At 66.9% G+C, this 19,957-nt stretch carries 21 protein-coding genes; 8 read left to right on the forward strand and 13 right to left on the reverse strand.

Annotated features, from left to right (window positions below):
* Positions 1-6 precede the first annotated feature (6 nt).
* Genes OHB26_RS26665 through OHB26_RS26675 form a run of 3 tightly spaced genes read left to right on the forward strand, consistent with a single transcriptional unit; the run spans position 7 to position 1,886 of the window.
* On the forward strand, positions 7-816 hold the full coding sequence (locus OHB26_RS26665; protein ID WP_330185796.1) for a MerR family transcriptional regulator: 810 nt from the start codon (positions 7-9) through the stop codon (positions 814-816).
* 48 nt (positions 817-864) lie between these two features.
* Positions 865-1,224 carry an ADP-ribosylation/crystallin J1 gene (locus OHB26_RS26670; RefSeq protein WP_330179989.1) on the forward strand — a complete coding sequence of 120 codons (360 nt, stop codon included), beginning with the start codon at positions 865-867 and terminating at the stop codon, positions 1,222-1,224.
* 50 nt (positions 1,225-1,274) lie between these two features.
* The gene (locus OHB26_RS26675) at positions 1,275-1,886 is read left to right on the forward strand and encodes a class I SAM-dependent methyltransferase (protein ID WP_330179990.1); all 612 of its coding nucleotides are present in this window, start codon (positions 1,275-1,277) and stop codon (positions 1,884-1,886) included.
* 33 nt (positions 1,887-1,919) lie between these two features.
* Here the strand turns inward: OHB26_RS26675 and OHB26_RS26680 are convergent, their stop codons facing one another.
* From OHB26_RS26680 to OHB26_RS26690, 3 genes are all read right to left on the reverse strand, one after another.
* Complete coding sequence (locus OHB26_RS26680; RefSeq protein ID WP_330179991.1) at positions 1,920-2,564, reverse strand: dihydrofolate reductase family protein; 645 nt, start codon at positions 2,562-2,564, stop codon at positions 1,920-1,922.
* An 84-nt stretch (positions 2,565-2,648) separates the two neighbouring features.
* Entirely contained in the window at positions 2,649-3,536 is an 888-nt protein-coding gene (locus OHB26_RS26685; RefSeq protein WP_330179992.1) for an LLM class flavin-dependent oxidoreductase, read from the reverse strand.
* Positions 3,537-3,570: 34 nt separating this feature from the next.
* Positions 3,571-3,969: a hypothetical protein gene (locus OHB26_RS26690; RefSeq protein ID WP_330179993.1), complete on the reverse strand. Its 399-nt coding sequence runs from the start codon at positions 3,967-3,969 to the stop codon at positions 3,571-3,573.
* Here OHB26_RS26690 and OHB26_RS26695 point away from each other — a divergent pair.
* Complete coding sequence (locus OHB26_RS26695; RefSeq protein WP_330179994.1) at positions 3,968-4,141, forward strand: hypothetical protein; 174 nt, start codon at positions 3,968-3,970, stop codon at positions 4,139-4,141. The two genes, OHB26_RS26690 and OHB26_RS26695, sit on opposite strands and share 2 nt — an antisense overlap.
* On the opposite strand, the gene pgl is transcribed toward OHB26_RS26695, so the two are convergent.
* Genes pgl through tkt form a run of 5 tightly spaced genes read right to left on the reverse strand, consistent with a single transcriptional unit; the run spans position 4,142 to position 10,629 of the window.
* Complete coding sequence (gene pgl, locus OHB26_RS26700; RefSeq protein ID WP_330179995.1) at positions 4,142-4,879, reverse strand: 6-phosphogluconolactonase; 738 nt, start codon at positions 4,877-4,879, stop codon at positions 4,142-4,144. It lies immediately after the preceding gene.
* On the reverse strand, positions 4,872-5,780 hold the full coding sequence (gene opcA, locus OHB26_RS26705) for a glucose-6-phosphate dehydrogenase assembly protein OpcA (RefSeq protein WP_330185797.1): 909 nt from the start codon (positions 5,778-5,780) through the stop codon (positions 4,872-4,874). Before opcA ends, pgl begins: the two co-directional genes overlap by 8 nt.
* Positions 5,777-7,342: a glucose-6-phosphate dehydrogenase gene (gene zwf, locus OHB26_RS26710; protein ID WP_330179996.1), complete on the reverse strand. Its 1,566-nt coding sequence runs from the start codon at positions 7,340-7,342 to the stop codon at positions 5,777-5,779. The genes opcA and zwf overlap by 4 nt, the downstream gene beginning before the upstream one ends.
* Positions 7,343-7,344: 2 nt before the next feature.
* Positions 7,345-8,478, reverse strand: coding sequence for a transaldolase (tal, locus tag OHB26_RS26715; protein WP_330179997.1), 1,134 nt, complete (start codon positions 8,476-8,478; stop codon positions 7,345-7,347).
* 6 nt (positions 8,479-8,484) lie between these two features.
* On the reverse strand, positions 8,485-10,629 hold the full coding sequence (tkt, locus tag OHB26_RS26720; RefSeq protein WP_330179998.1) for a transketolase: 2,145 nt from the start codon (positions 10,627-10,629) through the stop codon (positions 8,485-8,487).
* Positions 10,630-11,015: 386 nt separating this feature from the next.
* Between tkt and OHB26_RS26725 the strand changes: the two genes are divergently transcribed.
* A complete protein-coding gene (locus OHB26_RS26725; RefSeq protein ID WP_067564605.1) occupies positions 11,016-12,002 on the forward strand; it encodes a heme o synthase in 987 nt (328 codons plus the stop codon).
* Between the two features lie 58 nt (positions 12,003-12,060).
* Here OHB26_RS26725 and OHB26_RS26730 read toward each other — a convergent pair whose 3' ends face one another.
* On the reverse strand, positions 12,061-12,957 hold the full coding sequence (locus OHB26_RS26730; protein WP_330179999.1) for a hypothetical protein: 897 nt from the start codon (positions 12,955-12,957) through the stop codon (positions 12,061-12,063).
* A 152-nt stretch (positions 12,958-13,109) separates the two neighbouring features.
* Positions 13,110-13,820: an LppP/LprE family lipoprotein gene (locus OHB26_RS26735; RefSeq protein ID WP_330180000.1), complete on the reverse strand. Its 711-nt coding sequence runs from the start codon at positions 13,818-13,820 to the stop codon at positions 13,110-13,112.
* Positions 13,821-14,154: 334 nt separating this feature from the next.
* Between OHB26_RS26735 and OHB26_RS26740 the strand changes: the two genes are divergently transcribed.
* On the forward strand, positions 14,155-14,451 hold the full coding sequence (locus OHB26_RS26740; protein WP_330180001.1) for a hypothetical protein: 297 nt from the start codon (positions 14,155-14,157) through the stop codon (positions 14,449-14,451).
* A gap of 83 nt (positions 14,452-14,534) precedes the next feature.
* Positions 14,535-15,002: a DUF6194 family protein gene (locus OHB26_RS26745; RefSeq protein WP_330180002.1), complete on the forward strand. Its 468-nt coding sequence runs from the start codon at positions 14,535-14,537 to the stop codon at positions 15,000-15,002.
* A 64-nt stretch (positions 15,003-15,066) separates the two neighbouring features.
* On the opposite strand, the gene OHB26_RS26750 is transcribed toward OHB26_RS26745, so the two are convergent.
* Together OHB26_RS26750 and OHB26_RS26755 are read right to left on the reverse strand one after the other, a co-directional pair.
* The gene (locus tag OHB26_RS26750; RefSeq protein WP_330180003.1) at positions 15,067-16,554 is read right to left on the reverse strand and encodes a hypothetical protein; all 1,488 of its coding nucleotides are present in this window, start codon (positions 16,552-16,554) and stop codon (positions 15,067-15,069) included.
* Positions 16,555-16,765: 211 nt separating this feature from the next.
* Complete coding sequence (locus OHB26_RS26755) at positions 16,766-18,253, reverse strand: FAD-dependent monooxygenase (RefSeq protein WP_330180004.1); 1,488 nt, start codon at positions 18,251-18,253, stop codon at positions 16,766-16,768.
* Between the two features lie 87 nt (positions 18,254-18,340).
* On the opposite strand from OHB26_RS26755, the gene OHB26_RS26760 reads away from it, so the two are divergent.
* The gene (locus OHB26_RS26760; protein ID WP_330180005.1) at positions 18,341-18,946 is read left to right on the forward strand and encodes a TetR/AcrR family transcriptional regulator; all 606 of its coding nucleotides are present in this window, start codon (positions 18,341-18,343) and stop codon (positions 18,944-18,946) included.
* A gap of 1 nt (position 18,947) precedes the next feature.
* Here OHB26_RS26760 and OHB26_RS26765 read toward each other — a convergent pair whose 3' ends face one another.
* A complete protein-coding gene (locus tag OHB26_RS26765) occupies positions 18,948-19,913 on the reverse strand; it encodes a quinone oxidoreductase family protein (protein WP_330180006.1) in 966 nt (321 codons plus the stop codon).
* Positions 19,914-19,957: the final 44 nt, after the last annotated feature.

The raw sequence follows: 19,957 nt of genomic DNA on the forward strand, positions 1-19,957 counted from the left end.
ACCGATATGGAATCCATCGAACACACCGTCGGCGTTGTCGCGCAGCTGACCGGCATATCGGTACGGACCCTGCATCACTACGACGAGATCGGCCTGCTGCGCCCCAGTGCGCGCGGCACGACCGGCTACCGCCTCTACAACGACGCCGATCTGCAACGGCTGCAACGCATTCTGTTCTACCGAGAACTCGAATTCGGCCTCGACGATATCGCGTCCATGCTGTCCGACCCGGGCATATCCGACGAGGATCAGCTGCGCCGCCAGCGTGACCTCCTCGGCGACCGCATCGCACGCCAGCAGTCCATGCTCGCCCTGATCGACAAGGAATTGACCGCCCGCCGCTCCGGAATCTCCCTCACCTCCGCCGAACGACTCGACGTATTCGGCGGCGACCGCCTGGTCGACACCGCCGAGGAGGCCGAACGCCGCTGGGGCGCCACCCCCGAATTCCAACAGCGCCGACAGCGAACCAGCCAATACACCAAACAGGATTGGCTCGACCTCCGCGCCGAACAACGCCCCATCCACCAGGCCCTCGCCGACGCAATGCGCGCCGGTATCCCCGCCGCCGATCCCGTACCCACGGACCTCGCCGAACAACACCGCCGCCACCTCGAACACTGGTTCCACGACTGCGACTACGACACCCACCGCACCCTGGCCGCCGAATACCGAGCCAACCGCCGCCTCGGCCGCAACTACGACGACATGGCACCGGGCCTATCCCGATACATCCACGACGCGATCCTCGCGAACTGCCAACGCAACCAGCCCGAATGTGTTCTCTCCCGCAGTCTTGTGGCCGGGCGTCAATAGTCGGATAGGGTGCGCAGGTTGTTCGGGTGGTCGTGACGAAGGTTGACAATGGCGCAGGGTGGGCAGGTTTCGGTTACCGAGCTGTGGCGGCCGACGGGGCCGCAGGAGTTGGAGCTGGTTCGTCAATCGGGTTGGCGCGCTTGGCCTCCCAGGCTTCCCGAGCAGCCGATCTTCTATCCCGTACTCAATGAGGACTATGCGATCCGGATCGCGCGGGAGTGGAATGTTCCGCATGACGGGGTTGGTTATGTGACGCGCTTTCGGGTGGAGTCGGCGTTTCTGGAGCGCTATCCGGTTCAGCAGGCCGGGGGTCGGACGATTCTGGAGCTGTGGGTTCCGGCTGAAGAATTAGTCGAGTTCAATGCTCATCTGGTTGGTCTTATCGAGGTCGTGCACGAGTTCCGGTGACGGTGGTGGCACAGTGTTGCGGAGAAAGGTCGAGCGAGGAGGAGTAGGCGATGAGTGCACGTGTCCCCAGCCAGTGGGAGGAGCTCACCGCTGCCGATCCCGCGCATTCGACCTGGTACGTCGAGCGATTCCGGAAGATGGCGGCCGAGGGGCAGGACATCTTCGGCGAGGCGCGGCTGGTCGACGCGATGCTCGAGCGTGGCAGTCGCGTCCTGGACGCGGGGTGTGGTCCGGGCCGGGTCGGCGGCTACCTGCACCGCTCCGGACACACCGTGGTCGGAGTCGACGTCGATCCGGTGTTGATCGCCGCGGCGGAGCAGGACTATCCCGGTCCGACCTGGCTTGTCGGCGATCTCGCCGAATTGGATCTGCCGAGCCGCGGGATCGCCGCCGACTTCGATGCCATCGTATGCGCGGGAAACGTACTGACCTTTGTCGCGCCATCCACCAGGGACGCGGTACTGACCGGCTTCGCCCGTCACCTCGCCCCCACCGGTCGACTGGTGACCGGCTTCGGCGCCGATCGCGGCTACGACTTCCCGCAGTTCCTGTCCGACGCCGAAAATGCCGGTCTCACACTGGATGTGCGACTCTCAACCTGGGATCTCCGCCCGTACGCCGACGCGTCCGACTACATGGTGGCCGTGTTCTCCCGGCCGTGACGACGAGGAGAACTCCGCCCGAAACGCTTTCCCTCAGCGGCGCCAGAACACGTGGTGGGTGACCCCGCTCGGGCTCGGGATCTGCTCCAGGTGGAAGCGGTCGGTGAGTTCGTCCGGGGTGGTCCAGAGTCGTTCGCCACTGCCGAGTTCGATTGGGGCCACGGCGATGTGCATTTGGTCGACCAGGTCGGCGGCGAGGAAATCGCGGACGGTGGAGACGCCGCCGCCGAGGCGGACGTCCTTGCCGTCGGCGGCTTCGAATGCCTGCTCCAGTGCCTCCTTCGGGGAGGCGTCGATGAAGTGGAATATGGTTTCGCCCAAGGTGATCGACGGGCGGGGGTGGTGTGTGAGGACGAAAACCGGTGTGCGGAACGGGGGTTCGTCGCCCCACCAGCCCTGCCAGTCGTAGTTCTCCCAGGGGCCGCGCTGGGGGCCGAATTTGTTGCGGCCCATGATTTCCGCGCCGATATTGTTGCGGTAGTCGCGGGTGAAGTAGTCGTCGAGTCCATAGCTGCCGCCGGGGTCGGTGCGGTTGACCCAGTGGGCGGTGGCGCCGCACCAGGAGAACAGGGCACTCGGGTCCGCATGGCCGAAGGGCTGATCCAAGGTTTGGCCGACGCCCGCGCCGTATCCGTCGCTGGAGATATTGAAGTTCTGAACCCGAACCAGTTGTGGCATTGAAAACTCCTTCCGGTTGCAATCTGCAATCAGTTGAAATCTACCGACAATCGTGACGGTGCGCCATAGGCGCACGTCGGATGGTCAGGCGCACAGGGCTCGGGCGGCCGGAACGACGTCGCCGATCCAGCGGCGCAACTGGGTTTCGTCGGCGGATTCGGGCCAGTAGACGAAGGTGCCGAAGCCGGTCTCCAGGGCGAGATCGGCCAGAATGCGAGCCCAACCCGAGGCGTCGGTGCGAATCGGATCCGCGCCGCGCAGTGTGACCGGTCCCGGAGTCTCGGTGATCGTTCCGACGAGCTGTGCCATCCGGGTGATATCGGCCGGATCGCGCCCCGCGTCGACCGCGGAGGCGGAGATAATGTCCTGTGTCGCTTGCCATTTCTCATACGGCAGGTAATGCGGGATGGGTGCGGCCCATCCATCCGCGATGCGCCCGGTGAGCACATTTGCCTTGGGTCCGACACTGCCGAACCAGATTCCGACCGGATGCGCGGGCGCGGGTCCGGCCTGTACGCCGTGCACCCGGTATTGCGCGCCTTCGACTTTCGCCTTCGTCCCCGGCAACCACATGGCGCGGATAATCGCCGTGGCCTCCTCGAGCGCCTGCAGCGCTTCGGGATTCGACCGCACAGGTCCGCCCATAGCGCCGATCGCGGGCCAGAATGCCCCCGCCCCCAACGCGAGTTCGAATCGCCCGCCGCTGAGCAGATCCAATGTCGCCGCCTGCTTCCCGAGCATCGCGGGCCCGCGCAACGGCAGACTCGCCACATCCGGAAACACCCGCAGCCGTTCGGTTTCCGCCAGCACCGTCGCGATCACCGCAAAGGTATCGGCAAGCCCACCCGAGTACGGATGGTCCTGGATTCCGAGCAGATCCAAACCCTCCCGATCCGCCACCACGGCCATCGCGCGCAACTGCGGCAGCTCGGTCACGGTCGGCGCCAACTGAATCCCGAATCGTAGGTTCACATCGCGATCATGCCAGCCGCGGCGGTATCGATCGTCAGTCGCCGGGCGTCCGGCCGGGAGCCTTCAACAACCATCGCCAACGCGGTAGTTCGGCGATCACGGTGGCGAGCGCCAAGGCGGTGATCAGCACCGCGAGCCAGGGGTACCAGGCGGCCCAGGCGCTCGTCACCGCGGCAACAAGTTGGAGTACCACCAGGGCGATCGTGACCGTGCCCGGAACCGCGATGAGGGTTTGCTTCTTGTCGCCGGGGGTGGCGAACAGCGTTGGCAGGCCGATCAGCACGACTACTGATGCGACGGCCAGCAACACCGAGTGATCGGCCAGCGCCCAGGGCGTCGCGATCCAGGCGATCAGTTCGGTGCCGAAGCGCAGAACCGACGGGATGCGGCCGCGGGACGTGAGGTTGGGGGAGACGGTTGTGGGGTCGAGCATGGCCGACAGCCTGCCACACCACCCGAACGCCCTCACCGCACTGACACGTAAAGGCAGTGAAACCCGCTTCCGGAACCTGATCGAAATGCTGTCGGGCATACGGCATATCCCGATGCTGGAAGATCCCGGAACAACCGCCGCGCTGCTCCGGGATTTCGCCAAGACTCCCTGATCAGGGGCGGGGAAGATCCGCCGCTGCGGCGTCGTCGAGGAGCCAGGTGGTGGATTCGGTGCCGATCGCTCCGGCGGCCGGAACATCAAGGGGGGATGCGCCGTTCAGGGCCGCGGCCACGGCCGCCGCCTTGGCCTCGCCCGCCGTGATGATCATGACGTGCCGGGACCTGCGGATGGCGGGCAGGGTCAGCGTGATGCGCACGGCCGGGGGCTTGGGTGAATGTGTCTCCGCCACAACGAGATCGTGCTCCTCGCGGGTGGCGGCGGTGTGCGGGAAGAGGGAGTTGATATGCCCCTCTCCGCCCATACCGAGCAGGTGGATATCGAACGCCCCGTGCTGCGCCAGATGGGCGTGCACGGTGGCGGCGTACTCACCGGTGGCCTCCAGGACATCCGGGTAGTCACCGCTGGAGGTTTCGGTCGGGTGGACCCGGGCCGGATCGACCGGAACGTGATCCAGCAGCGCCTCACGCGCCTGGAGGTCATTGCGCTCGGGATCCCCGGTGGGGACGAAACGCTCATCGCCCCAGAAGATGTCGAGCTTGGACCAGTCGATGTCACCGGGGGCCTTGCGAACCCATTCGAGCAGGCCGATACCGGTGCCGCCGCCGGTCAGCACCACCGAGGCCGACCCGCGCAGCCGCTGCGCCTCGACGATCCGGACCACGAGCCGCGCGGCGGCGGCCCGCACGAGCTCGTCCGGGGTGCCGAAGGTTTCGACGGTGGGCTTACTCATAGGTCACCCTTTCGATGCCGGTCAGCGCCTCGGCATAGATGTCATCGGCGTCCAGGTGCCGCAGCTCCTCGGCCAGGCAATCGCGAGTCTCCCTGCGCGCCAGGGCGAATCGCTGATCGGGCTCGCCGGTGCGGGTCAGGGTCGCGGTACGCCCGTGCTGCGGGCGGGAGATGGAGATCGTGACCGTCGGACGGCGCATCTCCACCTTCAGTTCACCGATCTGCCGCACCACCGGGCAGTCCAGTCGCGCGGCCAGCCAGCCGGCCAGCATGTCCAGCGCAGGTTCCTCGCGCAGGCCCGAAACCGTCACCGACTCAACGGCTTCGAACGGAGCCTCATCGAGCGCCGCCGCCAGCAGGGCCCGCCAGTAGCTGATCCGGCTCCACGCCAGATCGGTGTCGCCGGGTGCGTAGCTGTCGCGCCGCTTCTTGATGGTGTCCTGCGGATCCGGCGCGAAGGTGGCGTCGGTAATGCGCCGCGTCGCCAGCCGGCCCACCGAATCCTTGGACGGGAATTCCGGTGCGCCCCTGGGCCACCACGCCACCACGGGGGTGTCGGGCAGCAGGAACGGCACCACCACACTGCTCTCGTGCGCGACCAGCTCGCCCTGCAATCGCAGCACGATGACCTCGGCCGCACCGGCATCGCCGCCGACGCGGATCTGTGCGTCCAAGCGCGTGGCCGCCAGACGATCGCCGCGTGCGAGAACTATTACGCGACAGGGATGTTCACGCGAGGCGTCATTGGCGGCGTCGATCGCCCCCTCGGCCTCGGAGCTGTCCAGGGTGCACACCACCAGGGTGAGCACGCGTCCCATGGTGACCACGCCATTGGCCTCGCGCAGCTGGATGAGCCGCTTGGATACCTCGCGGGTATCGGTATCGGGCATATCGATGATCACGGTCGCCGCCATTCCCGCCCGCTGCGCGCGAGCATCTCATCGGCGGATTCCGGACCCCACATACCGGCCTCATACGGGTCCGGTTTGCCTTCGGCCGCCCAGCGCTCGAGTACGGGATCGAGGATCTCCCAAGACAATTCGACCTCCTCGTTGACCGGGAAGAGCGACGGCACGCCCAGCAGCACATCGAGGATGAGCCGCTCATACGCCTCGGGGGAGTCCTCGGTGAAGGCTTCGCCGTAGCTGAAGTCCATATTCACATCGCGGACCTCCATGCTGGAGCCGGGCACCTTGGACCCGAACCGCATGGTGATGCCCTCATCCGGCTGCACCCGAACCACCAGGGCGTTCTGCCCGAGCTCCTCGGTCATGGTCTGATCGAAGGGCAGGTGCGGTGCGCGCTTGAACACGACGGCGATCTCGGTGACCCGGCGGCCCAACCGCTTTCCGGTCCGCAGATAGAACGGCACCCCCGCCCAGCGCCGCGTCTCCACGGCCAGGGTGATGGCGGCATAGGTCTCGGTGTTCGAATTCGGGTCGAACCCCTCCTCCTGCAACAGCCCGACCACGGGCTCGCTGCCCTGCCAGCCCGCGGTGTACTGCCCGCGCGCGGACGTCTCGTCCAGCGGCTCGACGAGTTTCACCGCCGACAAGACCTTGATCTTCTCGGTCTGCAATTGCTTGGGCTGAAAGCTGACCGGCTCCTCCATCGCCGTCAGCGCGAGCAGCTGCAGCAGATGGTTCTGGATCACATCGCGGGCCGCGCCGATACCGTCGTAATACCCTGCGCGACCGCCCAATCCGATGTCCTCGGCCATGGTGATCTGCACATGATCGACGTAATTGGCATTCCAGATCGGATCCCACAGCTGGTTCGCGAAGCGCAGTGCCAGAATGTTCTGCACCGTCTCCTTGCCCAGGTAGTGGTCGATGCGGAATACCGAGGACTCCGGGAACACCCGATTGACCAGTGCGTTCAGGTCGCGAGCGCTCTCCAGATCATGTCCGAACGGCTTCTCGATGACCACGCGCCGCCACGCCGGGGTCTGCCCGGCCTGCGCCAGATTCGGTTGTGCCAGGCCGTTTTTGGACAGCTCATCGAGCACCACCGGGAACTCGGTGGGCGGAATCGCAAGGTAGAAGGCGTGATTGCCGCCGGTTCCGCGATCCCGGTCCAGATCCTTGAGAGTCGTGGCCAGCCGGTGGAATGCGGCGCCGTCCTCGAAAGTGCCTTGAACGAACCGCAATCCCTCCCGCAGCTGTTCCCACACTTCCTCACGGAACGGGGTACGGGCCGAGGAGCTGACCGAATCCTTCACCAGGGTGGCGAATTCGGCCTCGCTCATATCCCGTCGGGCGAACCCGACCAGGGCGAAACCGGGTGGCAGCAGCCCCCGGTTCGCCAGGTCATAGATGGCCGGCAGCAGTTTGCGCCGCGACAGGTCACCGGTTACCCCGAATATCACCATGCTGCACGGTCCGGCGATACGGGGAACCCGGCTGTCTCGCCCATCGCGGAGCGGGTTCCCCTGCGTGACCGTTGTCGCCGCGCGGTCCGTCACGGTCAGTTGCCTCCGGCTGACTGGAGCTGCTCGGTGGTGGCCACCAGCAGTTCCTCCCAGGACTTCACGAATTTGTCGACGCCCTCGACCTCGAGCACACCGAAGACCTCGTCCAGATTGACCCCGACCGCGACCAGCTGATCGAAGATCTGCTGGGACGCCGGTCCGGTGCCGGACATGGTGTCGCCGGTGATCTCGGCGTGGTCGGCGGCGGCCTGCAGGGTCTTCTCCGGCAGGGTGTTCACCGTGTTCGGCGCCACCAGCTCGGTGACGTACATGGTGTCCGGGAACTCCGGATTCTTCACACCGGTCGAGGCCCACAGCGGGCGCTGCGCGTTCGCGCCACCGGAGGCCGCCAGTCGCGCGAACACCGAAGTGTGTGCGCCACCGTCGAATACATCCTGGTATGCGGCATAGGCCAAGCGCGCGTTGGCGATTCCGGCCTTACCGCGCAGCTCCAGGGCCTCGGGGGTGCCGATGGCCTCCAGGCGCTTGTCGATCTCGGTGTCCACGCGGGAGACGAAGAACGAAGCGACGGAGTGGATCTTGGCCAGATCATGTCCGGCGGTGTGCGCGTTGGTCAGACCATCGAGGTACGCGCCCATGACCGCGGTGTACCGCTCGACGGAGAAGATCAGCGTCACATTCACGCTGATGCCCTCGGCGATCACCCGCGAGATGGCCGGAATACCGGCCTCGGTGGCGGGAATCTTGATCAGCAGATTGGGCCGGTCCACGATCTTCCACAGCTCGACGGCCTGCGCCACCGTGCCATCGGTATCGAAGGCCAGTCGCGGATCGACCTCGATGGAGACGCGGCCGTCCTTACCACCGGAGGCGGCGAACACGTCGGCGAAGATATCGCAGGCCGCGCGCACGTCATCGGTGGTGATGGTGCGGATCGCCGAGTCCACATCCGCGCCCCGGGCGGCGAGCTCGCGCACCTGAGCGTCGTAATCGTGGCCCTGCGAGAGCGCACCCTGGAAGATGGTCGGGTTGGTGGTGACACCGACGACGCTGCGGGTATCGATCAGGCCCTGGAGGTTTCCGGACTTGATGCGATCACGCGAGAGATCGTCGAGCCACACCGAGACCCCTGCGGCCGACAGGGCCGCGAGGTTGGTGTTCTGAGTCATGAGTGCTTATCCCTTCACCTTGGTGAGCGAGCGGTTGGCGGCCTCGACCACTGCCTCGGTGGTGATGCCGAACTCGCGGAACAGCGTCTTGTAGTCGGCCGAGGCACCGAAATGCTCGATCGACACGATTTCACCGGCATCGCCGACGAATCGGTACCACGGCATGCCGATTCCGGCCTCCACCGTGACCCGCGCCTTCACCGAAGGCGGCAGTACCTCATCACGGTAGGACTGATCCTGCGCGTCGAACCACTCCACACACGGCATGGACACCACGCGGGTGCCGACGCCCTGCGCCTCGAGCGTAGCGCGCGCGTCCACCGCGAGCTGCAGCTCCGAACCGGTGGCGATCAGGATCACCTGCGGTGTGGCGGTGGAGGATTCGGCCAGCACGTAACCGCCCTTGCGGACGCCCTCGTAGGAGGTGCCCTCCTGGATCGGCAGGTCCTGACGGGTCAGCGCCAGCGCCGACGGGCCGTCCTGATGCGGTGCGTCCGCGGGCACGAAGTGCGAATGCCGTTCGGCGGAGTCACGTTCCAGGATGGTGCGCCAGGCGTAGGCGGTCTCATTGGCATCGCCCGGGCGGACCACATTCAGGCCCGGGATGGCGCGCAGTGCGGCCAGGTGCTCGATCGGCTGATGCGTGGGACCGTCCTCGCCCAGGCCGATGGAGTCGTGCGTCCACACGTAGGTGACCGGGGTGCGCATGAGCGCGCCCAGGCGCACGGCGGGCCGCATGTAATCGGAGAACACCAGGAAGGTGCCGCCGTAGGGCCGCGTCGGACCGTGCAGCGCAATGCCATTGAGGATCGAGCCCATGGCGTGCTCACGCACACCGAAGTGCAGCGTGCGGCCGTACGGATCGGCCTTCCACATACCGGTGGAGATGTCCTGCGGGCCGAAGCTCGGGGTGTTCGGCATGGTGGTGTTGTTGGACTCGGCGAGGTCGGCCGAACCGCCCCACAGCTCCGGCAGCACGGGGGCCAGCGCCGCGAGCACCGCACCGGACGCCTTACGGGTGGCCATGCCCTTGGGGTCGGCGGGCCAGGACGGCAGCGAGTCGGCCCAGCCCTGCGGCAGGCTGCGGGTCTGCAGGCGATCGAAGAGCGCCTTGTTCTCCGGGTTGGCCGCGGCCCACGCGTCGAACCGGTCCTGCCAAGCGGCCTTGGCGGCCTTGGCGCGATCGGCGACCTGGCCGCGGGTGTGGGCGATGACCGCGTCGTCCACCTCGAAGCTCTGTTCCGGATCGAAGCCCAGCACCTTCTTGGTGGCGGCGACCTCGTCCTTGCCCAGCGCCGCGCCGTGCGCGCCGCCGGTGTTCATCTTGGTGGGGGCCGGGAAGCCGATGATGGTGCGCAGCAGGATGATCGAGGGCTTATCGGTCACGGCCTGCGCCGCGGTGACGGCCTCTTCGATGGCGGTCACGTTCTCGCCGCCCTCGACGACCTGCACATGCCAGTCGTAGGCGCGGTAGCGCGCGGCGACATCCTCGGTGAAGGCGATGCGGGTGTCGTCCTCGATGGAGATCCGGTTGTCGTCGTAGAAGACGATCAGATTGCCCAGCTGCTGCGTGCCCGCCAGTGAGGACGCCTCGGAGGTGACGCCCTCCTCCAGATCGCCATCGGAGGCGATGACGTAGATGAAGTGGTCGAACGCGCTCGCACCCTGCGCCGCGGCCGGATCGAAGAGCCCGCGCTCACGCCGTGACGCCATCGACATGCCGACCGCCGAGGCCAGACCCTGACCCAGCGGGCCGGTGGTGATCTCCACGCCATTGGTGTGCCGGTACTCCGGGTGACCCGGGGTCAGCGAACCCCACTTGCGCAGGTTGACAAGGTCGTTCAGCTCCAGACCGAAACCCGCCAGGTACAGCTGCACGTACTGGGTCAGGCTGGAGTGGCCGCAGGACAGCACGAAACGGTCGCGCCCCACCCACTCCGGATCGCTCGGATCGATGCGCATGACACGCTGAAACAGCGTGTATGCCAACGGCGCCAGGCTCATTGCGGTGCCCGGGTGACCGTTTCCGGCGTTCTGCACCGCGTCCGCGGCGAGGATTCGGGCCGTATCCACGGCCCTGGTGTCCACTTCGGACCAGTCGGCGGGGTGATGCGGCTGAGTGAGGGCGCGGATGTCGTCTGTGACTGACACGACCGAGGTTCTCCTGACCTTCTCGTGAACACTGAATTGTCGGCGGCTTCGCTGGCGGCGCGATGCGCCGAGTCGATCATCCGACAGCGCACCGGACTATCCACCACCCTAAAGGTGACGGATTCCGCGCCACGCGGGAACCCGCGTTCACCGGCCGACGTGTCGCTGTTCGTCACCTCGCGCGGACCTGTCCGTGACCCCCGCAAGATCGAGTCGCGGACATATCTCGGTGCGCCAGGGCCGGACCTGGACGAGAGCACGGTCGGCGTGGGTCTACCATGCTCTGTAGTAGTAGCCGCGCCGGCACAGTCTTGTCTTCAAGGGGAACGGCAGAGCGCGCTGCTAGTTCCAGACCGGATCAAGTGCACGGCGTGCGAGGAGAAACAGTGCGGATTGGGCAACAGCCGGGTGGCGCTCACGGCTCCTCCGGGACGGTGCTGGCCGACCGCGTCACGGGCAGCGGACCGCTGTCCGCTGGCGTCCGTCGGGTACTCGCCTATATCGCGCTCACCAAACCCCGCGTCATCGAATTGCTGCTGGTGGCAACGATTCCCACCATGCTGCTGGCCGATCGCGGGCATGCGGATCTGGGATTGATCCTGGCGACGCTGTTCGGTGGCTGGATGGGCGCGGCCTCGGCGAACACGCTGAACTGCGTGGCGGACGCCGATATCGACAAGGTGATGAAGCGGACCTCCAAGCGTCCGCTCGCGCGTGAAGCGGTACCGACCCGGAACGCGGCCGTCTTCGGCATCGCGCTCGGATTGGGATCGTTCGCGTGGCTGTGGTGGCAGGCGAATCTGCTCAGCGGTGTGCTCGTGGTGGCGACGATCCTGTTCTACGTCTTCGTCTACACGCTCGGGCTCAAGCGCCGCACCTCGCAGAATGTGATCTGGGGTGGCGCGGCCGGATGTATGCCCGCGCTCGTCGGCTGGTCCGCGGTCACCGGCAATATCGGCTGGCCCGCGATCGTGCTGTTCCTGATCATCTTCTTCTGGACGCCGCCGCACACCTGGGCGCTGGCCATGCGCTACAAGGAGGACTACAAGGCCGCGGGCGTGCCCATGCTGCCGGTGGTCGCCACCGAGCAGGTCGTCACCAAGCAGATCGTCATCTACACCTGGCTGACCGTGCTGGCCACGCTCGCCCTGGTGCCCGCGGCCGGAGCCATCTACGCCGCCGTGGCGATCGCCGCCGGCGCCTGGTTCCTGCTGATGGCGCATCAGCTGTACTCCGGTGTGCGTCGCGGTGAGCCGGTGAAGCCGCTGCGTCTGTTCCTGCAGTCGAACAACTACCTCGCGGTGGTCTTCTGCGGTCTGGCCGTCGACTCGGTCATGGGCTGGAACACCCTGGGCCACATCGCCTTCGGCTGACCGCACCCGCTCTGAAGGGAAACCGCCGCCGGACTCGAAGTCCGGCGGCGGTTTTCGTTCATTCGGCGCTCGCGCCGACTGTCTCGAGGACTGGTTCTCGGGCAGCGGGCTGCGGCTCGACGAACTCGGGTTCGGGTTCGGGCTCGGCGATAGATATCTCAGGCTCGGCGCTTGATGCGGGGTCGGCCTCGGCGATCGGGGCATGCTCGGCCTCGGCGACCGGCTCGGCCTCGGCGACTGTCTCGCGCTGGGGGATCGGCTCGGCCTCGGCGACTGTCTCGGAGTGGGTGACTGTCTCGGCCTCGGCGACCGGCTCGGCCTCGACGACCGGCTCGGGCCGGGGGATCGGCGCGGGTTCGGGTGCGGCGATCGGTGCGGGCCGGGGCTCGGGCGCGGGCTGCCGCTCGGCAACGGCGTTGAGGTACTTCAACTCCGCCTTGAGCTCCGCGACCTCCGCGGCGCGCTCATCGCGCACCTCCTCCTGCTCGCGCAGGCTGATCCGCAGACTCTCGATCACATCGTTGACCGTGGAGAGCTTGCGATCGGCTCCCGCCAGCAGCCACTCGACCACGGCGCGCCGATCGACCTCGCCACTGACATCGGAGACCCACCGCACCGCGTACTCCAGCCACTCCTGCGGCCGGGGCATCTTCTCCTCATCCCACCCCTTGCGCTGCGCGGTCTTGGTGGAGAGGATCTTCTCCCCGCCCTCACCCTTGGACAGCGAATTCACATGCACCAGGCTGATCTTGCCCGCGCTGGTCACCACCACGAGCAGTCGATATTTCCCCGCCAGATGCATTCGCAATTCGGCGGCACCGCGACCGTCGGCGTCCATGGCGCCGAGCCACGGCCCCTCCGCGGCCTCGATGATCGACTCCAGAATCCCCAGTTGCCCCACGCCGCGCCGCAATCGGGTCGCGCGTTTGCGCAAGTCCTCGGGGGTATCTCTCATCTGATCCCAGTGCATAGCACCCGCTCTCTCCTCACCAGCCCCAAAACCTGCACTACTGAAGATATATGCGGATCCCCTCTGAACCCGACAGCGACAGCGTGCCGAACACGCGGTGATGTCGAACGGCTACCAGAGGGGATGCGGATCGATGATCAGTTGGGCGGGAACTGGCCGTTCGCGTGGACCGTGGTGCCGGTCAGGGTGAAGGTGACGGTGCTCGGGCCACCGGCGGGGCAGCAGAGCGGTTCGTCGGACTTGATCCAGCGGTAGTCGACCGAGACGGTGGTGCGGGTTTTGCCCGTGACCGTGGTGTAGCCGTAGGGCTTCGAGGTCGCGGTGCCCAGGTAGGTGCCGTTGGTGAAGTACAGGATGTGCGTGTACGGGTGGATATTGCCCGAGGTGACGATCAGGTAGGACAGCACACCGTCGCAGCCGTCGGCTATCGCGTCATTGCTGCCCCCTTCGACCTGCCACGGGCCGGATGCGGTCGCCGCGAGGCGTTTGATGGCCTGATCGGCGAGTGCGGAGTTCACATCGAAGCAGAGGCCGTGGCCGCTGCCGTTCGGGGCCGCGATGGTGGTGGCGGTCTGTGGCGCGGGCTTCTCGGTGACCGTGCTGGCCGGCGCGGGCTCGACGGCGGGGGCGTCGATGCCGCCGCCCGGGTCGGTCTGACCGGGTTGCGTACCCGGCTGTTCGGACTGGTCGACCGGTTGAGTCGGCCTGGTGGTCTGGGTCGCCGGGGCCGAGGCCGGGGCGGAGACCGAGCGGGTCGTGGAGGGTGCGGCGGACTGTGTTGTGGTGGAACCGCATCCGCTCAGCGCCAGTGTGAGACCCGCGGCGAGCACAGCTGTGGTGGCTTTCATCGATTTCCCTTCGGATCCCCCGATCCCGCATTGCGAGAGGACTATCTGGGAATCGGACCGGCTCGATGGCGCGTTATCCGGGGGTTCATTCCGGAGGTGCCCAAAGATGCTGTGCCCCAGGAATTATGGGCATTCGTACCGGAATCCGGCGATGATTCGGCAACACCGGTCAAATGCTTGGTTCGGGACTGTCTGGTCTGCGATTACCTTCCATCGGAACCCGACTCGCCGTCCTCGGAGTGCACCCGTAGCAAACACCATGAGGGACAATGCGTTATCCAGTGGCATGACCGACACCAGTGACCGATGAGGGTTGGGAACCAGAACCTTGGGCGTGACGTACGAGCAGGCGCGGCAAACCATTCAGGCGTTCTTCGAATCCGACTGGCGTTGGGGCACATTCTGTCTCGACGACCGCACCATCACCGAGAACGACGAAATGTACGTCTTCAATGTCGGAGCCCGCGAATACCTGGTGGAGCGCGACCGCGCCTACGCCATCCTCGCCGGTATGCCCGTGGTCTACAAGAAGGACGGCCGCCTGGGCTCCCGCGCCTCCTCGGTGGTGGCCACCGACTCCACCGTCCGCTCCCGCCCCAACCCGAACCCCACCCTCACCATCCCCCATTGACAGCAGTTTGAGACTTTCGATGCCATGAACAGGAAGTTCAGAGACAAATCCTCACCGGGATCTTCAATGGCACGTTGGAATCCATGACCATCGAAGAAATCACCGCCCACGTCGAGTCCCTCGGCGGCACCCTCACCCTGGCCCCCGCCCCCGGCGACCCCGCCTACCCCGAAATCGCCTGGGGCGACCATTTCTTCTACTACGCCCCCGGCGGCGAAGTCCCCACCACAACCCAGCCCTTCGCCACCATCATCACCAAGGACTATCCCGACGACTCCACCTCGAACCTCAACCGCCCCAACACCTTCCGCCTGAACATCCACGCGGGCGCCGAAGCCTTCACCGCCCAGCTGGGCTACACCCCACGAGAATCCTCCACCCACCCCGCCGACCCGACCACGAAAGACGCCTTCTTCCCCCACCCCGTCTACGCCACTGCCGCCTGGCTCTCGGTAATCAACCCCGGCCCCCACACCGCCCGAACGGTACGAGACCTCCTGGACGCAGCCCACACCCGCGCCCGCGCCCGCTACGACCGCCGCGCCGACTAGCCCGGGGCAGCTACCCGGCTGTGCCGAAGGCGTTGATGGATCGATGGAATCCGAAGGGGGAAGGTCAGCAGCCGGGCTGGAGGGGGAAGCAGGGGGGAGCGACGGTTGTCTTCGGGATGGTGGGGTCGGTCGTGGTGGTGGCGGTCGAGGAGGGGCGGTGGACCGCGGAGGTCGGGTGGGTGGGGGTGTTCTTATCCGTGCTGCCGGTGGAGCCGCCGGTGCACATGGCGGCCACGGCCAGGATCAGGACCACCAGGATCAGGCCGAGGACGATCGGGAGGTCCTTGCGGCGGCGCGGACGCGGGGGTACGGCCGCGTTGTTCGGCTGGTTCCAGATGGGGAAACCGGGAGCCGCGGGTTGGGACGGTGCGGCGGAATAGCTTGCCTGCGGGCTCGATTCGACGGGTGGACCGCCCTGTTGGCGTGGGGGTTGATTGCCCTGCCATCCGGACTGCGGCTGGCGGGCCTGCTGGGGGCCGGGGCCCTGCGGGAACCCTTGCCCGGCTTGGCTTTGCGAGAAGCCCTGCGCGGGTTGGCCTTGCGGGTAACCCTGTCCGGCCGGGCCTTGCGGAGATCCTTGTCCGCCCGGACCCGGTGGGGCTCCGCCGGCGGGTTGGTCGTGGTGTTCGGAGGAGCCGGTGACGGCACGATAGGCGGCGGCCGCCGCGGCGGCACCGGCGATTCCCGCACCCGCCGCGGCGACACGGCCGCCGGTGGATGAGGACTTCCGGGCGGGTTCACCGCCTGGGGACTCGCCCGAACCGCCGGGCGCGGCGGACTTGCGCGGCTCCCCTTGGCCGCCGGAAGGGCCTACGCCGCTGGATGATTCGGTATCCACCGCGCTCGTGCGGCTCGGTGGCGCGGCCGGTGGCTCGGATTGCACCGGAACCGACGGCACCACTACGGTCGGCGCGGCGGACATCGGCAGGGCCGAACTGCGCGCGGACTCCGGCGGTTGGAAACCCTCCGAGACGAGATCGGAGTATGTTGCCGCGGCGGCGAATCCGAGCGCGCCCAGCGCCTGGCCCACCTGTGCGGCATCCCAGGAGGGTGCGGCGCCCTCGGCGAGACTGGTGAAGTAGTTGCGCAGCGAGGACGGCCCATCGCCGATCAGCACGTCGATACCGGGTGGGAGCGTGCCCTTTTCGAGCTTCACGCGACTACCCAGCTGGGGGACCAGCAGTACCAGTCCGCTGACCGGAACATTCTCCCGCCCGGGCGCGGAGCGGAGCTGGCGGGCCAGCTCCATGGTCTGGCGTCGCACCCGTTCGAGGGGATCGGCGTCACCGTCGATGGGCGCGGGTTTACCGTCGACCGTCCAGGGCTCGCCCTCGGCGCAGGAGAGGGTTCCGGTGACCCGTTCGGCGAAGGCGTGCACCCCCAGCACCACGCTGGTCTGCGGTGTCCACACCACGATATCGGCGTCCTGGCACTGCACGATGGCGATACCGGGTACGGCGTGCGGGCCGCTCCAGGATTTGAGCCAGTTCACCACGGTGCGTTCGGTGCCCGACAGCCGTGACGGGTCGTCGTTGCGGACCTTCACCAACATCCAAGACCACCTCTGACCGATGCCTCTACCTGCCGTCCGCCCGAACGGTCGCCGCGACTACCTTACGGTGTCCCGGTGTGGGGTCGCGATGAATCGTCTTGCGCGGCAGCAAGATCATTCTGCATGGTGCTCGGTGTTGTCGCGCCCGGGGCGGCCTACTCGTGGGTTCCGGACCAAAAGGACCAACCGCCCGGGACGTCACCGCGCGGGGTCAGCGGTGCAGGAAACCGACATATCCGTCGGGTCGGATGAGCGCCCGAGCGCCGTCGGTGACGCCGTAGGCCCGATACGCGTGACCGTCGATATCGACCAGCTCAGCGCCGGTGGGGGAGTCCGCAACAGCTGTCCCGGGCCGCATCACGGAGACGACCCTGGGCCGCCCGAGCACCTCGATCTCCTCCGAGGAAGCCGTTCCACCGCCGAACATCAGCAGTGTCGCCCGCGGCCCCCGGAACACCTCGAACAGTGTGACCGCGCGCCCGGAGCCGTCGGTCAGCGGCGCATCCGGCGCACGATCCCCGGCGAGCGGATCGTGCCCCATCGGATCCCCGGAGTCATTGCCCGCGACCACATCCCGATAGCTGATATCGAGCTGTTGGGTCCCCTCCCGATCCATGGCATCGGGATCACCCTCGAGGGTCTTGTCCAGTAGCGACGAACTCAAACCCAGCACCCGCGCCGCCACCGTGCGCCGCTCGGTCTCGTAGGAATCCAGTAGCGCCTCACTCTCGACCCCCGGATTCCGCAGCGCCGCTTCGAGTTTCCAGCCCAGGTTGTAGGCATCCTGCACCCCGGTGTTCAACCCCTGTCCGCCGGTCGGCGGATGTACATGCGCGGCATCACCGGCCAGGAAGACCCGCCCGACCCGAAAGCGTTCCGCGAGGCGAATATTCGGCCGCCACACCGTGGACCAGCTCAGCTCGCTGAGCACGATATCGGTGCGACCGGAGCGCTCCCGCAGCAGCCGTTGCAGCACAGCCAGATCTGTTCCCGAATCCTGTTCCAGCGGTGCGCCGAACTGGAACTTGCGCCCGCCGGGCAGTGGCGTCATGGCTATTCCGGTCATCGCGTTCGACGCGCCTGCGAACCAGTACCCGAACTCGTGATCGAGGGCATCGGCCCGAACATCCCCGAGCAGCATGCGAATCGACTCGTCGGTGGTGCCCTCGAACGCGATGCCCAGCGCCTTGCGCACGGTACTGCGCCCGCCGTCCGCGCCCACCAGATAATCCACCCGCACCGTCTCGGTATCCCCGCCGTGTGCCAGGGTGACGGTCACGCCGTCCTGCTCGGCGACGAAATCCACTACGCCCGTCGCGAGTTCGACCTGCACCCCGAACTCCGCGAGCCGATCCCGCAGCAGTCCTTCGGTATCGGATTGCCCGAGCACCCACGGATTCGGATGCGGCACATCGGGGGTGGCCTCGCGCAGCGGTGTCATCCGGCGCTCCATGACGTACTCCCCGTCCATATGGATGCGCATCAGCGCCTGCGGCATCCCGGCCGCGAGCACCGCGTCCAGCACGCCGAGATCGTCGAACACCTCGAGGGTGCGCGGCTGGATGCCGTCACCGCGCGACCCGTCGAAGAACGTGTCGGCGTGGTCGACAATGCGCACCGCGATACCGCGACGCGCCAGATCGATGGCGAGGGTCAGGCCGGTGGGACCGGCTCCGGCGATGAGTACCTGCGGCAACATGGCGACTCCTGAAACTGAATTTAGATTCACTGAATGCGGATTCAGTATTGTGGGTGGTAGTTTCCGCTGTCAAGGAGGTGGTCGAGAATGGCAGGACGCCGTCAGGAGCGGTCGACCGAGACCGAGCAGGCGCTCAAGGCCGCCGCACGGCGACTCTTCGCCGAACGCGGCTATCTGAACACCAAGATCACCGACATCACCGCCGCGGCCGGTCGCGCGGCGGGCTCGTTCTACAACCACTTCGCGAGCAAGGAGGAGCTACTCCAGTCCTTGCTGAAAGACCTTGCGGTGGAGAGCGATACCTCGGCCGAGGCGCCCGAGCACAAATCCGATTTCACCGATCCGGAGGCCGTGCGCTATCACGTCGACCAGTACTGGAGCTTCGCCCGCCGCAACTGGGCAGTCATGCGCGCCATGAACCAGGCCGCGCTGGTGAACGAGGAGTTCGCCCAGTTGGTGACCGATTTCGGGGCCGAGCAGCGCGCCGATATCGCGGATCATCTGGACGGCTTCACCGCCGCCGGGCTGACACTGCCCGGCAGCGTGGACACCAGCCTCGCCATGATGTTCCTGGCCACCAGCGGCCTGCTTCAGGCCGTGCAAGAGGGCGCGATCGCATTGACCGATACCGAGGCGGTCGACGCGCTGACCCTGTTCATCTATCGCGGCCTCACCGGCCGCGATATCGAATAGCTCAGGGCAGCAGCACAACCGAACCGGTGGTCTTGCGCCCCTGCAGATCCCGATGCGCCTGTTCGGCATGGGCGAGCGGATAGCTCGCGCCCACCCGCACGGTCAGCGATCCGTCGGCAATGGCATTCATGATATCGCCTGCGCGCCACAGCAATTCGGTCCGATCGCGCACGTAGTGCGCCAGCGTCGGACGCGTCACGAACAGCGATCCGGCCGGATTCAACCGCTGCAGATCGAACGGCGGCACCGGCCCGCTGGCCGCGCCGTAGAGCGCGACCATGCCGCGAATCCGCACCGACGCCAGACTGGCTTCGAAGGTGTCCTTGCCGACGCCGTCGTAGGCCGCCGCCACACCCACCCCATCGGTGAGTTCCCTTACCCGCGCGGCGATTTCGTCGTCGTAGCGCAGCACCTCGGCCGCGCCCGCCTCCCGCGAGAGCTTCTCCTTGTCGTCGGTCGACACGGTGGTGATCACTCGTATCCCGCGCCCCGCCAGCAGCTGGGTCAGGATCAAACCGACTCCGCCCGCACCGGCATGTACGAGCACCGTCTCGCCCATCTCGGGCTGGTAGATCGACTCGATCAGATAGTGCGCGGTCATACCCTGCAACAGCGCGGAGGCCGCGACCGGTGCGGGCACCCCGGCGGGTACCGGAATCGCGGAAGCCGCGGGCACCAGCACCTTCTCGGCGTAACTGCCCGGCGCGGCCGCCCACGCCACCCGATCCCCGACCTTGAACTCCTCGACGTCGGCCCCGACGGCGGTCACCACGCCCGAGCCCTCCGCGCCCGGAACATAGGGCAGCGCCGACGGATAGAGCCCACTGCGGATGTAGGTATCGATGAAATTGATCCCGATCGCCTCGGTCTCCACCAGCAGCTGTCCCGGCCCGACCCGCGGGTCCGGAACCTCGGTGAGACGCAGAACCTCTGGACCGCCGTTTTCGGAAACCTGAATGGCGCGCATGGCTCCGTTTTACACCCGCGCCACTGTGAGCTGTACGGCGGCTC

It is taken from the genome of Nocardia sp. NBC_01503 (assembly GCF_036327755.1).
In the GTDB taxonomy this organism is placed as follows: Bacteria; Actinomycetota; Actinomycetes; order Mycobacteriales; family Mycobacteriaceae; genus Nocardia.